12 protein-coding genes are annotated in these 13,486 nt (G+C 71.0%); 9 read left to right on the plus strand and 3 right to left on the minus strand.

Features of this window, described 5'->3' with window-relative positions:
• Nucleotides 1-7: 7 nt before the first annotated feature.
• The 3 genes from ACFVH5_RS40935 (at nucleotide 8) to ACFVH5_RS40945 (ending at nucleotide 3,477) form a co-directional block, all read left to right on the plus strand.
• Nucleotides 8-1,270 (plus strand): copper amine oxidase, encoded by a 1,263-nt coding sequence (locus ACFVH5_RS40935; RefSeq protein WP_385838775.1) that lies wholly within the window; start codon nucleotides 8-10, stop codon nucleotides 1,268-1,270.
• A 102-nt stretch (nucleotides 1,271-1,372) separates the two neighbouring features.
• Nucleotides 1,373-2,605 (plus strand): SAV2148 family HEPN domain-containing protein, encoded by a 1,233-nt coding sequence (locus ACFVH5_RS40940; protein WP_385838762.1) that lies wholly within the window; start codon nucleotides 1,373-1,375, stop codon nucleotides 2,603-2,605.
• A gap of 149 nt (nucleotides 2,606-2,754) precedes the next feature.
• Nucleotides 2,755-3,477, plus strand: coding sequence for a 3'-5' exonuclease (locus ACFVH5_RS40945; RefSeq protein WP_385838763.1), 723 nt, complete (start codon nucleotides 2,755-2,757; stop codon nucleotides 3,475-3,477).
• Nucleotides 3,478-3,484: 7 nt separating this feature from the next.
• Here the strand turns inward: ACFVH5_RS40945 and ACFVH5_RS40950 are convergent, their stop codons facing one another.
• Nucleotides 3,485-3,988 (minus strand): YbaK/EbsC family protein, encoded by a 504-nt coding sequence (locus ACFVH5_RS40950; RefSeq protein WP_385838764.1) that lies wholly within the window; start codon nucleotides 3,986-3,988, stop codon nucleotides 3,485-3,487.
• Nucleotides 3,952-5,028 (minus strand): DMT family transporter, encoded by a 1,077-nt coding sequence (locus ACFVH5_RS40955; RefSeq protein WP_385838765.1) that lies wholly within the window; start codon nucleotides 5,026-5,028, stop codon nucleotides 3,952-3,954. Before ACFVH5_RS40955 ends, ACFVH5_RS40950 begins: the two co-directional genes overlap by 37 nt.
• Nucleotides 5,029-5,141: 113 nt before the next feature.
• On the opposite strand from ACFVH5_RS40955, the gene ACFVH5_RS40960 reads away from it, so the two are divergent.
• On the plus strand, nucleotides 5,142-6,044 hold the full coding sequence (locus ACFVH5_RS40960) for a LysR family transcriptional regulator (RefSeq protein ID WP_385838767.1): 903 nt from the start codon (nucleotides 5,142-5,144) through the stop codon (nucleotides 6,042-6,044).
• Between the two features lie 159 nt (nucleotides 6,045-6,203).
• Here the strand turns inward: ACFVH5_RS40960 and ACFVH5_RS40965 are convergent, their stop codons facing one another.
• Entirely contained in the window at nucleotides 6,204-7,073 is an 870-nt protein-coding gene (locus tag ACFVH5_RS40965; RefSeq protein WP_385838768.1) for a phosphotransferase enzyme family protein, read from the minus strand.
• A gap of 291 nt (nucleotides 7,074-7,364) precedes the next feature.
• Between ACFVH5_RS40965 and ACFVH5_RS40970 the strand changes: the two genes are divergently transcribed.
• The 5 genes from ACFVH5_RS40970 to ACFVH5_RS40990 all read left to right on the plus strand — a co-directional run bounded on the left by ACFVH5_RS40970 (nucleotide 7,365) and on the right by ACFVH5_RS40990 (nucleotide 13,349).
• On the plus strand, nucleotides 7,365-8,300 hold the full coding sequence (locus ACFVH5_RS40970; RefSeq protein ID WP_385838769.1) for a carbohydrate ABC transporter permease: 936 nt from the start codon (nucleotides 7,365-7,367) through the stop codon (nucleotides 8,298-8,300).
• On the plus strand, nucleotides 8,297-9,130 hold the full coding sequence (locus ACFVH5_RS40975) for a carbohydrate ABC transporter permease (protein WP_384799929.1): 834 nt from the start codon (nucleotides 8,297-8,299) through the stop codon (nucleotides 9,128-9,130). The genes ACFVH5_RS40970 and ACFVH5_RS40975 overlap by 4 nt, the downstream gene beginning before the upstream one ends.
• On the plus strand, nucleotides 9,130-10,446 hold the full coding sequence (locus tag ACFVH5_RS40980; protein ID WP_385838770.1) for an ABC transporter substrate-binding protein: 1,317 nt from the start codon (nucleotides 9,130-9,132) through the stop codon (nucleotides 10,444-10,446). Before ACFVH5_RS40975 ends, ACFVH5_RS40980 begins: the two co-directional genes overlap by 1 nt.
• 255 nt (nucleotides 10,447-10,701) lie before the next feature.
• Nucleotides 10,702-11,922: a macrolide-inactivating glycosyltransferase gene (gene mgt, locus ACFVH5_RS40985; protein WP_385838772.1), complete on the plus strand. Its 1,221-nt coding sequence runs from the start codon at nucleotides 10,702-10,704 to the stop codon at nucleotides 11,920-11,922.
• A gap of 278 nt (nucleotides 11,923-12,200) precedes the next feature.
• Nucleotides 12,201-13,349, plus strand: a complete 1,149-nt coding sequence (locus tag ACFVH5_RS40990; protein WP_385838773.1) for a CDP-alcohol phosphatidyltransferase family protein — start codon at nucleotides 12,201-12,203, stop codon at nucleotides 13,347-13,349.
• Nucleotides 13,350-13,486 lie beyond the last annotated feature (137 nt).

Here is a 13,486-nt window from a genome sequence, read left to right on the forward strand (position 1 = left end):
GGTCGCCCTGGCCGCCGGCGTCACGACGGCCGCGGGACCGGCCGTCGCCGAGACCCGGACCGCCCCCGCGGCCGCTGCCGCCGCGGACTGCAGCGCGGCCTACAAGATCGAGCAGAAGCTCTCCACCGGCACCACCTGGACGATGTGCTGGCACTACGAGAGCGAGGCCGGGCTCGTCCTGGAGAACGTCTCGTACCAGCCCAAGGTCGAGGCCAAGCCGATACGGGTCCTCACCAGCGCCAAGCTCGCCCAGATCCACGTCCCCTACGACGACGGCTCGGTCGAGTACGACGACCTCACGGGCTTCGGCTTCGGACAGGGCCTGATGGAGATGGCCCCCGGCGAGTGCCCGGGCGGCACCATCAAGACCGTCAAGGTCCCGGACGCCTGGGACCCGGAGCACCCGAACGTCAAGGGCCTGTGCACCACGACCCGTTCGCGCGGCCACGCCTACCGCATGCAGGGCGACCAGGCGGGCAAGGTCTGGCAGCAGCAGGGCAAGGACCTGCTCGTCTACACGGTCAACCAGGTCGGCTGGTACGAGTACATGACCGAGTGGCGCTTCCAGGACGACGGCACGATCAACATGAACGTCGGCGCCACCGGCAGCCTCTCGCCCGGCGACTACGACGCCGGTGACGGCCGCGGCTGGCCGATAGGCAAGGGCGCCAAGTCGTACGCCACCAGCCACAGCCACAACGTCTTCTGGCGGCTCAACTTCGGCCTCGACGGCAGCTCCAAGAACAAGGTCGAGCAGTACGACTCCGTGGTCAGCCCGCCGGCCGCGGGCGGCGAGGCCCCGCGCAACAAGACCACCCGCACCAAGGTCACCAAGGAACTCGCGGGCGACGCCAAGAACATGCGCTGGTGGCGCGTGGTCAGCACGACCGGAAAGAACAAGGACGAACACGCCCGTTCGTACGAGTTCGTCCCGGGCGCCACCTCCAAGTACCCGGGCCGCAGCTTCACCAAGCACGACATCTACTTCACCGAGTACAAGAAGTGCGAACAGTTCGCGAGCAACAACATCCGCAACTGCGGTACCGGAGGCGGCAAGTCCGTCGACAAGTGGGTCAACGGACAGACCCTCACCCACCCCGTGGCCTGGGTGAACGTCGGCTTCCACCATGTCGCCCGGGACGAGGACCAGCAGCCCATGCCGGTCCACTGGCAGGGCTTCTCACTGGCCCCGCGGGACGTCACCGCTATGAATCCGCTCACTCCGCCGGAGCTGGCCGACCAGAACGGGCAAGTGGAACGCGGTAGTTGAGAAACGACCTGTCCATCCGGCTGCACCGCCGGCCGCTCCCGGAGTACCCTTCCTTGATCGTTGGCTGGGGGAGTGCTCGGGGGAGCGGAAGGCGGTGTGCGGGTGGGGTCCGGAGGGCTGGAGTTGCCCCCTGGTGACGGCGGTCACGAGGGGAGCTCCGCAGACGCCCCACCGGGAGCGGTGTCCCTCGCCCGGCCGATGGAGATCGGCGCGGAGCTGGACTGGGGCGCCGACGCCTGGGGCGAGGTGCGTACACGCGCCCAGCGGGCCGGTCGGGCCTACATCTGGCTGAACCTCGTCGAACAGCGGCTGCGCGCGGTCGTGGCCGCTGTTCTGCGCCCGATCTACGAACCCGTGCACGGCGAGGACGACTGGGTGGTCGCCGCCGCCGGTCCCGCGGGGCAGGAATGGGTCCAGCGCGCCGTCGCCGTACGCGAAGTCAGCCGCCGCAAGGGCTACTTGCTCGACCCCGCCGACGACAACGTCCTGAGCTTCCTCACGCTGCCGCAGCTGCGCGAGCTGATGGTGCAGCACTGGCCGTGCTTCGAGCCGTACTTCGACGAGCGCCGGGACGTCGAACTCGCCCTGGACGAACTGGAAGTCACCCGCAACGTCGTCTCGCGCAACCGGGCGCTGTCCGAGGCCGTCCTTGCCCAGGCCGAGCGGGCCTCCGCGAAACTCCTGGAGATCCTCGGCGCGGGCAGCGACGTGCCGTCCGCCCGCCGGCTGCCCGTCGACGCCGTCGAGAACCTGGTCGGCGACCGGTACGCGGACGTGGTCGCCGTGCACTCCGACCGGGTACGGCTGCTGCGGCAGTTCCCCGCCGAGGACTTCTTCGGCGGCTCCCGGCGCCTGGACGCGATCGGGATCGGCCTGAACCTCCTCGTGCAGAACTTCTCCGGGCGGCGGCTCGTGCGGCTGGCCGAGTCCGGCTGCCGGACCCGGCTGCTGTTCCTGAACCCCGCGTCCAGCGCGGTGAAGCGCCGCGAGCGCGAACTGGGCATAAAGCGCGGCGAGTTGAGTCGTTCCGTGGAGATGAACATTCTGCACATGCGCCGGGTGCGGGCCCGGCTGCGCGATCCCGGCGCCTTCGAGATCCAGGTCTACGACGAGACGCCCCGCTTCACGGCGTACCTCGTGGACGGGGACGGCTCGGACGGGGTCGCGGTCGTGCAGTCGTATCTGCGCCGCACCCGCGGGATGGAGGCGCCGGTACTCGTCCTGCGGGGCGGCGGTCGCGTACTGAAGCCGGACGAGGCGGGCGAAGAAGGGCTTTTCGGGACGTATCGCGAGGAGTTCGAGGTGGCCTGGGCGGATTCGCGTCCGGTGTCCTGACCGGCCCCGTTCCCCAGGTGACGCGGTGGCCGGTGCCGTGGCTGCCGGTGGTGCGGCGGCCGGTGAGTGGAACGCGGTCCTCGGATTGTCAGTGGCCCATGGCATCGTGGAGATCACTGGGGGAACGCACCACGAAGAAGGGGGCCGGCATGGCTTGGCACGGGGAGCTGCTGATCGGCTTCGACCTGGAGACGACCGGGACCGATCCGCGCGAGGCGCGCATCGTCACCGGAGCGGTGATAGAGGTCCGCGGCGGGGAGCCCGCCGGGCACCGGGAGTGGATCGCCGACCCGGGGGTCGAGATCCCCGCGGACGCGGTGGCGGTGCACGGGATCAGCAACGAGAGAGCGGCGGCCGAGGGCAGGCCCGCCGACCAGGTGGCCGACGCGATCGCCTCGGTGCTCGTCTCGTACTGGCAGGCGGGCGTCCCGGTCGTGGCGTACAACGCGGCCTTCGACCTGACCCTGCTCTCCGCCGAACTGCGCAGACACGGACTGCCGTCACTGCGCGAGCGGCTCGGCGGGATCGACCCGGGGCCGGTCATCGACCCCTACACGATCGACCGCTCGGTGGACCGCTACCGCAGGGGCAAGCGGAATCTCGAAGCGGTCTGCGCGGAGTACGGCGTCTCGCTCGTCTCCGCCCACGACGCCACGGCGGACGCCCTGGCCGCGGCCCGGCTGGCCGCCGCGATAGCCGACCGCCACCCGAAGGTGGCCGCGTTCGGCCCCGCCGAACTGCACCGCCGCCAGATCGAGTGGTACGCGGAGTGGGCGGCGGACTTCCAGAGCTTCCTGCGCCGCAAGGGGGACGCGGAGGCCGTGGTGGACGGCGTCTGGCCCGTCCGGAACCTGACGGACCTGCGGGTCTGACCCGGGGTCAGCCGGCGCCGGGGCCGGCGATGCGTTCGACGCGCGGTCCGGCGAGCCGGGCGTAGTCGGCGCCGGAGACGACCAGGGAGCGGTCCAGACGGGCCGCGTTGAAGTAGAGGCGCGGCTGGGCCACCACGTCCGGGTCGGCGACGACTTCGAGGTCCGCGTCGAAGCTGAACGGCAGGACGGTGCCGGGCACGGAGCGGGCGAGCCGTTCCGCGGTGGCCGCGTCGCTGAAACCGGCGTAGCGGGCCGAGTAGAGCGCCTTGACCGCGTCCAGGTCCACGCGGCGGTCGCCGGGGACGACGGCGAGGACGTTGCGGGTGGTCTTCCGGTCGACCTTCACCCGCAGGACGATGCACTTCGCAGCCGCGGACTCCGGGTTGCCGCGCAGGGCGCTGACCGCCTCGGTGCTGCCTTCCGGCTCGTGGTCGATGAGCTCGTAGTCGACGGAGGCGGTGTCGAGGAGGGCGATCAGACGGTCGTAGGTGTCGTGGTCGGTGTCGGGCATGGGGTGTCCTCTGCGGGGCCCTGGCCGGGGCCGGAGTCGGGGGCAAGGTCGGGGTCGGTTCTGATCTGCGGGTCCGCTGTGGCCGGCCGCGCCGTTCCCCGCGCCCCTGAAGGCGCGCTGCGCGCGGCCTTCAGCGCGGTCGGCGGCGTCGCCTTCGTCGCGCGGGCCCGGTGGGAGCGTTCTATCGCCTGGCCCCAGTACGTGCCGGCGACCAGGAGGGTCGCGCCCAGGCCCGTCAGGGGGGTGAAGTGGTCGCCGGCCAGGGCGATGCCCACCGCCGCAGCCCAGATCGGCTCGGTGCCCAGCAGGAGGCTGGCGCGGCTGGCCGAGGTGCGCTGGACGGCCCAGGTCTGCGCGAGGAAGGCGAACACGCTGCAGAACAGGGCGAGATAGAGCAGCTGGGCCCACCCCGCCGCGCCCACGTGCACGAGGGTGGGCAGGTCGCCGGACGCGGGGATCAGGAACAGCACGGTGCCGACGAGGGTCTGCACGGTGGTCAGCCGCAGCGGCCGGACGGCACGGCCCACGGCGAGCCGGCCGACGAGCGCGACATGCCCGGCGCGTATCACCGCGGCGGCGAGCATCAGCAGGTCGCCGAGGCGGGGCGCGTGGAAACCGTTGCCCGACATGAGGAGACCGACGGCTAGCAGACAGACGCCTGCGGCCGCGTAGAAGGCCGGAGGGAGACCGCCGCTGCGGCCGGTGCGGTCCAGGAGAGGGGTGATCACGATGGTCAGGCTGATGATGAGTCCCGCGTTGGCGGCACTGGTGTGCGCGACGCCGTACGTCTCCACGACCAGGACGGCCGCCTGGGTGATGCCCAGGGGCAGACCGAGCCGGATCTCGTCGCGGGTCCACGGGCCCGACTTCCGGTCGGCGGCGACCAGGCCGAGACAGGCGAGGGCGGACAGGGCGTACCGCGCGAACAGCACCACCAGGACGGGCAGTACGGCGGTCGCCGTCTGGGCGGCCAGATAGCTGGAGCCCCAGACGAGAGCGACAAGGAGGAGTACCGCATCGGTACGGCGGGCATCGGGCACGCGCTCACCCTGCCCTGCCACGACTCTGAAGCACAGAGCCAACTTCTTAAACGATCCTTTAGCATCACTACATCGGGGAGGGCGCCGGGCAGAGCAGAGGAGGGCTGCGGGCCATGGACGAGCGACAACTGAGGATTCTGCGTGAGCTGGGCGAACTGGGCAGTGTCACCGCCGTCGCCGAGGCGCTGCTGGTGACGCCCTCGGCGATCTCCCAGCAACTGCGGCTGCTGCAACGCGCGATTCCCGTACCGCTCACCGAGCGCCAGGGGCGGCGGCTCGCCCTCACCGATGCCGGACAGGCCCTGGCCGGCGCGGCGATCGAGGTGGAGACGGCACTGGAGCGTGCCCGGCACACCGTCGAGGAGTTCGTGGACCGGCCGGACGGGGAGGTGTCGGTGGCGGCCTTCCACAGCGGAGCCTCGGCGTTCTTCCCGCTGCTGCTGCGGGCGCTGGCCGCACCCGGCGGCCCTTGCCTCTCGCTCGCCGACGCGGACGTGACGCAGGACGACTTCCCGCCGCTGACCCGTGAGTACGACCTGGTGCTCGCCCACCGCCTCGAACACACCCCCGGCTGGCCGGGTACGGTCACCGCCACGACCCTGCTGCGCGAACCGCTCGACGTGGCCATGCCCGCGGATCATCCGCTGGCGGTCAAGCGGCGGCTCACCCCGCTCGACGTGGCCGACGAACCCTGGATCACCGCGCACGACGGCTTCCCGGTGGTGGCCACGATCGACGCGATCGCGACGGCCGCGGGGCGTCGGCTGCGGCTGGTCCACCGCATCAACGAGTTCGCGGTGGTCGCCGAGGCGGTCGCCGCGGGCGGGGGTCTCGCTCTGATGCCCCGCTGGACGATGCGCCCGCACCCGGCCCTGGTCCTCAAACCCCTCACCGGCGTCCGGGCCCGCCGCCAGATCGACGCCCTGCACCGCCCCGAACGCACGGCCCGCAAGGCGGTACGCACGGTTCTCACCGAGCTGCACAGAGCGGCCGAAACGATCCGCACCCAGGCCTGAGAGCTCCGCCCCCTCCAGACGAAAAGACTGCGCAGTTCCCCGCGCCCCCAAAGGGCCAAAAGCAGGGGCGCAGCCCCGCTTTTGAGGGGCGCGGGGAACGGCGCGACCGGCCACGACGGCCCCGCAGTCAACGCACTGCCTTTCAGGGGCGCGGGGCGCCTAGAACGGGTGCCAGCGGACCGTTTCGTCGCCGTTGCGCAGGGACTCGACCCGCCGCTCGAACTCCGACAGCGCCCGGGGATTACTCGGCGCATGCTGCGCAACCCACGCACAGCTCGCGGTCTCCCGAGCCCCCCGCAACACCCCGCACCCCTCCCACTCCCGCACATCCCACCCGTACACCCCGGTGAAGGACTCGTACGCCTCGGCGGACAGTCCGTACCGGTCGCGGGACAGCGCCAGTACGACCAGGTCGTGCTCCCGCAGGTCCGAGGAGAACGTCTCCAGGTCGACCAGCACGGGCCCGTCGGCCCCGACATGCACATTGCGCGGCAGCGCGTCCCCGTGGATCGGCCCCGCCACCAGCGTGGGCGTGAGCGCCGCGGAGGCCGTGGCGAACCCGTCCCGCCGCTCCCGCAGGAACGCCGCGTCCGCCGGATCGATCACGTCCCCCGCGAGCCGCAGCCACCGCTCCACCCCGCCCAGCAGCTCACGGCGCGGCAGCGCGAACGTGGGGGAGGGCAGCGCGTGCACCACCCGCAGCAGTGCGGCCAGATCGCGTGGTTCGGCGGGGCGGACGGGGTCGGACAGCCGGTGCCACAGCGTCACGGGGTGACCGTCGACGAACCGCGCCTCGGGCTCGGCGGGCCGCACCGCCGGAACGCCCGCCTCGGCGAGCCAGAGCGCGACGGCCAGCTCCCGCCGTGCCCGGTCGAGGAGTTCGGTGTCGCGGCCCACCTTGACCACCAGGTCACCGAGGGCGAAGACGGCGTTCTCGCCCAGCGCGAGGAGCACCGCGTCCCGGCCGTCCCGCCCGGCCGGGCCGATGCGCGCCTCGGCGAGTACGTCCCGCGCCTGTGCCTCGTCCATCACTCGCCTTCCGTGAAGCCACCGGCCAAGCCCTCGGCCAAGCTCTGGGCTCCCACTGTTCCCGCTGTTCCCGCACACGTCGTCGTACGCCCTCGTACGCCCTCGTACGCCATTCTGCCCCGGGCCGTGGACACGACAGCACGGCGTACGCCACCGGGCGCCGCATCCGCACTGGTGGGGGCCGCCCGCCGGGCGCGCGTGCTGTCTTGACGCGGTGTCGCCGGATCACGACGATGACGGGGGCCACCGGGACGGCCACATCGACACGAACCGCTCAGAGGAGCCGATTCCGTGACATTGGCGACCGCAAGGAAGCGGTCAGCGAAGCCCTCGCCGCGGGCCGGCGGGGACGGCCGCCCCGTCGACCACGGCGCCTGGTTCCTGGTGCTGCCCGCGCTGATCCCGATCCTGGTGCTCAGCGTCGGCCCGCTCCTGTACGGCATCGCCCTGGCGTTCACCGACGCGCAGTCGGGCCGGACCGAGCCCACGCGGTGGATCGGCACCCTCAACTTCCAGGATCTGCTGCACGACACCCTGTTCTGGGAGTCGTTCCGGATCGGCCTGGTGTGGGCGGTCGGTGTGACCGTCCCGCAGTTCGTCCTCGCGCTGGGGCTCGCCCTGCTGCTCAACGAGGAGCTGCGGCTGCGCTGGCTGGCGCGGGCGCTGGCGATCATCCCGTGGGCGATGCCCGAGGTCGTGGTCGGCATCATGTGGCGGCTCGTCTACAACCCGGACGCGGGCATCCTCAACGAGACGATCCGCGATCTGGGCCTGGGTGACGGACGGGACTGGCTGTCGAACCTCGCGACCGCGCTGCCCGCGGTGATCGTCGTCGGGATCTGGGCGGGCATGCCCCAGACGACGGTCGCCCTGCTCGCCGGACTGCAGAACACCCCGCGCGAACTCCACGAGGCGGCGGCCATGGACGGCGCGGGCGCCTGGCGGCGGTTCCGCACGGTCACCTGGCCCGCGCTGAAGCCGGTCGCGCTCGCCATCACGGCGCTCAACTTCATCTGGAACTTCAACTCGTTCGCCCTGGTCTACGTGCTGACCCAGGGCGGCCCCGGCGGCCGTACCCGGCTGCCGATGCTGTTCGCCTACGAAGAGGCCTTCCGCTACGGCCAGTTCGGCTACGCGGCGGCGATGGGATGCGTGATGGTCGCGGTGATCTCGGTGATCCTCGCCGTCCACCTGGTCGGCCGGCTGCGGGGAGGCGAGGACGCGTGAGGACGAGCAGAAGGGCCCGCGCGGGCCAGTACGCGGCACTCCTCGCGTATCTGGTCTTCCTCGCCTTCCCGTTCCTGTGGCTGATCTCCACGGCCTTCAAGCCGGCGCGCGAACTGGCCAGCCTGCACCCGACCTGGCTGCCGCAGGATCCGACCCTCGACAACTTCCGGCAGGCCTTCGACGAACAGCCGCTGCTGCGGGCCGCGTTGAACTCCCTGGTCGCGGCGCTCGGCGCGGCCGTGATCGCCGTACTGATCGCCACCCCGATGGCGTACGTCATGGCCCGGCACCGCACCCGGCTCGCGAAGGCGGCCACCGGCTGGGTGGTCGTCAGCCAGGCGTTCCCGTTCGTCCTGGTGATCATCCCGCTGTTCCTCGTCCTGAAGAACCTGCACCTGATCAACTCCGTGGCCGGGCTGGTCATGGTCTACGTGGTGTGGGCGCTGCCGTTCGCGCTCTGGATGCTCGTGGGGTACGTACGGGCGGTGCCGGCCGAGATGGAGGAGGCCGCCGCGGTGGACGGCGCGGGCAAGGTGCGGACGCTGGTCTCGATCACCGCGCCGCTCCTCGCGCCGGGCATCGTGGCCACGGCCCTGTTCGCGTTCATCACCGCCTGGAACGAGTTCTTCTTCGCTCTGGTGCTGCTCAAGACCCCGGAGAAACAGACCTTGCCCGTCGTCCTCACCCACTTCCTCGGCGCGGAGGGCGTGGCGGACCTCGGCCCGCTCGCCGCCGCCGCGTTCCTGGCGACCATCCCGTCGCTGGTCGTCTTCGCGCTCATCCAGAAACGGATCACGGGCGGCATGCTCGCCGGGGCGGTGAAGAGCTGATGCGCACGCGGATGCGGTTGCGGAGGGGCAGGGGGTGGCTGGCCGGGCTGGTCGCCGGTTTGGTGCTCGTCGCGGGCTCCGGCTGCTCCGAGGACGGGGGCGGCTCCGAGGACGGGCGGATCACGCTCCGCTTCCAGTCGCTGGCCTGGCAGAAGGAGTCCGTCGACGCCAACAAGGAACTGGTGCGGGAGTGGAACGCCGCGCATCCGGACGTCGAGGTCGAGTACGTACAGGGCTCCTGGGACAGCGTCCACGACCAGTTGCTCACGTCCTTCGAGGGCGGTGAGGCGCCGGACATCATCCACGACGCCTCGGACGACCTCGCGGACTTCGCGTACGGCGGGTATCTCGCGGATCTGCGCGGGCTGCTGTCCGAGCGGCTCACGTCCGACATCCCGGGGCGGAGCTGGGAGACGACGACGTTCGGGGACGGGATCTACGGTGTGCCGTTCCTCCAGGAACCCCGGGTCCTGATCGCCAACGCCACGTGGCTCAAGAAGTCGGGGGTACGGATTCCCACCCCCGAAAAGCCGTGGAGCTGGGACGAGTTCAGGACGATCACCGACCGGCTGAGCACCGGGGACGGGAAGTACGGGGTGGCCTGGCCGCTCAAGGAGCCCGTCTCGGCGACGCTCAACCTGTCGTTGTCGACCGGGGGACAGTTGTTCCACCGCGGGGCCGACGGCAAGGTGCGGATCCGGTTCGAGGAGGGTGACGAGGTCGTGCCGCGGACCATCCACGACCAGGTCAACGTCGATGACAGCGCGTCGGGTTCGACGCTCGGCAGCGGCGGGTCCGACACGCTGCCCGGGTTCTTCGGCGGCAAGTACGCGATGGTTCCGCTCGGGTTCTCCTATCGGCAGCAGATCGTGCAGCAGGCGCCGAAGGGGTTCGACTGGCAGGTGCTGCCCGCGCCCGCGGGAGCCGACGGGCTCACCCAGGGGGTCAGTCCGCAGACGCTGTCCGTCGCCGAGGACAGCCCGCACAAGAAGGAGGCCGCGGCCTTCATCGACTTCCTGCTCCGCCCGCGGAACATGGTGCGGCTCGCGCTGGGGGACTGGATGCTGCCGACCGGGACGCAGGCGTTGCGGGATCCGGCGCTGCGGGGGGAGAAGGACGGGTGGGCCGTGGGGGCCGCGGTCGCGGGGGAGCTGCGGTCGGCTCCCGCGCAGTCCGTGCGGGGGTATCCGGAGTGGAAGGACAAGGTGGCCACGCCCGCCTATCAGTCGTACTACAGCGGGGCCATCGGGATGGGGGAGTTGCGGCGGCGGCTGGTGGGGGACGGGAACCGGGTGCTGGCGCGGTACCAGCGGTGACGGGCCGTCGGGCCGGGGGCGGGGTGGGTTCGGTGGGTTGTCGGGTGCGGGTCCGTCGTGGCTTGTCGCGCAGTTCCCCGCGCCCCTGAGAAGAGGGTGGTGCGGCGGGTTCGTCGGGTGCGGGTCCGGTGGGGGCTTGTCGCGCAGTTTCCCACGCCCCCCAAAAAAGCGGACGTCCTGGCGCGCGCACCCCGCGAAGAGGCCGTGGGGTTAATTGGATTGCACGAGACGTCTCGTCTTGTTTAGGGTCGGGGTATGACCATCCCCCGTACCGCCCCCGCCCACATCGCCATGTTCTCCGTCGCCGCCCACGGGCATGTGAACCCGAGTCTTGAGGTGATCCGGGAGCTTGTCGCCCGGGGGCACCGGGTCACGTACGCGATTCCGCCGGTCTTCGCCGAGAAGGTCGCGGAGGCCGGCGCCGAGCCGAAGCCGTGGACCTCGACCCTGCCGTCCCCCGACGACGACCCCAGCGCCTGGGGGAGCACACTCCTGGACAACGTGGAACCCTTCCTCGCGGACGCGATCCAGGCGCTCCCGCAGCTCATCGAGGCCTACGAGGGCGACGAGCCGGACCTCGTGATCCACGACATCACCTCGTACCCGGCGCGCGTCCTCGCCCACCGCTGGGGCGTCCCCGCCGTCTCGCTCTCACCGAACCTCGTCGCCTGGGAGGGGTACGAGGAGGAGGTCGCCGAGCCCATGTGGGCGGAGCCGAAGAAGACCGAGCGGGGGCAGGCGTACTACGCCCGCTTCCAGGCCTGGCTGGACGAGAACGGCGTCGGCCTGGACCCCGACTCCTTCGCCGGCCGGCCCGCCCGTTCCCTGGTCCTCATCCCGAAGGCGCTCCAGCCGAACGCCGACCGGGTCGACGAGTCCGTGTACACCTTCGTCGGCGCCTGTCAGGGCGACCGCGCCGCCCAGGGCGAGTGGCGGCGGCCCGACGGCGCCGAGCGCGTCGCCCTCGTGTCCCTGGGGTCCGCCTTCACCAAGCAGCCCGCCTTCTACCGCGAGTGCGCGAAGGCGTTCGGCGCACTGCCGGGCTGGCACCTGGTGCTCCAGATCGGCAAGCACGTCGACCCGGCCGAACTCGGCGGGATCCCGGCGAACGTGGAAGTGCGCGACTGGGTCCCGCAGCTCGCGATCCTCAAGCAGGCCGACGTCTTCGTCACGCACGCCGGGGCGGGCGGCAGCCAGGAGGGGATGGCGACCGCCACGCCGATGGTCTGCGTCCCGCAGGCCGTCGACCAGTTCGGCAACGCGGACATGCTCCAGGCGCTCGGAGTCGCCCGCCGGCTGCCCATGGAAGAGGTCACCGCGGACACTCTGCGCGAAGCCGTACTGGCGATCGCCGACGATCCGGAAGTGGCACGGAAACTCAAGGCGATCCAGGCCGAGATGGCGGCCGAGGGAGGAACTTCACGCGCCGCGGATTTGATCGAAGCGGAAATTCCCCAAGGGCAGCACAAGGCCTGACAGGACGCAGAACGCCTGCTCAGGTGACCCTCAGCGAACCCGGAATTCCCCCGGGTCACGGTTCCATGGAATTGGTGAAGCCATGGCGCACTTTGGATAACGGGAAGGTCACTAGATAACGCTCGGGTAACGCAGGGTCCGTCCTGTCGGGTCATGGATCGGGTTGCTGAGTTCGACCCCTGACCCCCACAGAAGGTTGCACGGGCATCTTCTTGTTCTTTTCCCGAACAGGTTCTTAGCGTGAGGTGAACTCGATACGAACTTTGGGAAGTTGACCTATGCGCCGTGACATACCGCCCCTCGCAGAGGTGCGCCGCATCACCGAGAAGAAGCGGGACGCCTGGTGGACCGTGCTGCTCGTCGACCCGGTCGCCACCCCGCTGGTGCGGTTGACCGCGAAGTACACGCGGATCACACCGAACCAGATCACCTGGGGCGCGTTCCTGCTCGGCCTGGTCTCGGCGGCGTTCTTCGCGTTCGGTGACTGGCGGTGGCTGATCGCCGGTGCGTTCGTCTACCACCTGAGCTTCATCCTCGACTGCATGGACGGGAAGGTGGCCCGCCTCACCGGGCAGGGCTCGGTCTTCGGCGCCTGGCTGGACTTCGTCTTCGACCGCATCCGGGTCGCGGTGTGCGGCGTCGCGCTGATGGCCGGGCAGTACGACCGCACCGGCGAGACGATCTACATCTGGCTGGCCGCCGCGGTCGTCTTCCTCGACACGCTGCGCTACATCAACGGCCTGGAGATCTTCAAGATCCGCCACACCATGCGCAAGCAGATCAAGGCACGGGTGCGGGCGGCCCGGCGCGCGGAGAACTCCGCGGAGCTGGCCTTCATGGAGGACCTGCTGCGCAACAACCCCGAGGCGGACATCGAGCAGGACATCCGGCAGGCGGCCACGGCGACGGTGACGCCGGTGGGCGCCGCGGAGGCCGCGGATATCGCGGAGAGCCCCGAGGTCGCCGCCTTCGCGGAGCGCGAGCACGCGGCGACGACCGTGCCGACGACCGCGACCGCGCCGATGACCGCGACCCCGGCAACGGCAGTGACTGCGACTGCGACTGCGACGGAGGCTGCCGAGGGCGAGGCCGGAGCCGAGGCCGAGGGCGAGGCGCAGACCAAGGCGCCGGCGCGCGTGATCGACCTGCACCAGGAGTTCAGGCACCGCTTCCCGGTCTATCTCCGCGCCCGCTCCTTCTTCCTGCGCCACCGCATCCGTACGCACCTGGTGAGCGGTATCGAGTTCCAGATGGGCGTGTTCATCCTGGGCCCGCTGTTCGACTCGGTCATCAAGGCGACCATCGTCTCCGGGGCCCTGCTCCTCGTCTTCGAGCTCGCCATCATCTACAAGCTGCTGCTCTCCACCCGGGACTTCACCCGCACGATCGACTCCTTCGAGCGCGAAGAGGTCCCCGCCGCGGCCTGACCGGCAGACCGCGCGAACGGCAGACCGCGACATGGCGTACCGCGGCAAGGCGTACCGCGACACGGCGTACCGCGAACGGCAGCGGGGCCGGGGGCCAAGCCCCCGCCCCCCGGCCGGGGAGCGGTGGCGCGCCGGAC

The sequence above is a fragment of the Streptomyces sp. NPDC127119 genome, assembly GCF_042677425.1.
Taxonomy (GTDB): domain Bacteria; phylum Actinomycetota; class Actinomycetes; order Streptomycetales; family Streptomycetaceae; genus Streptomyces.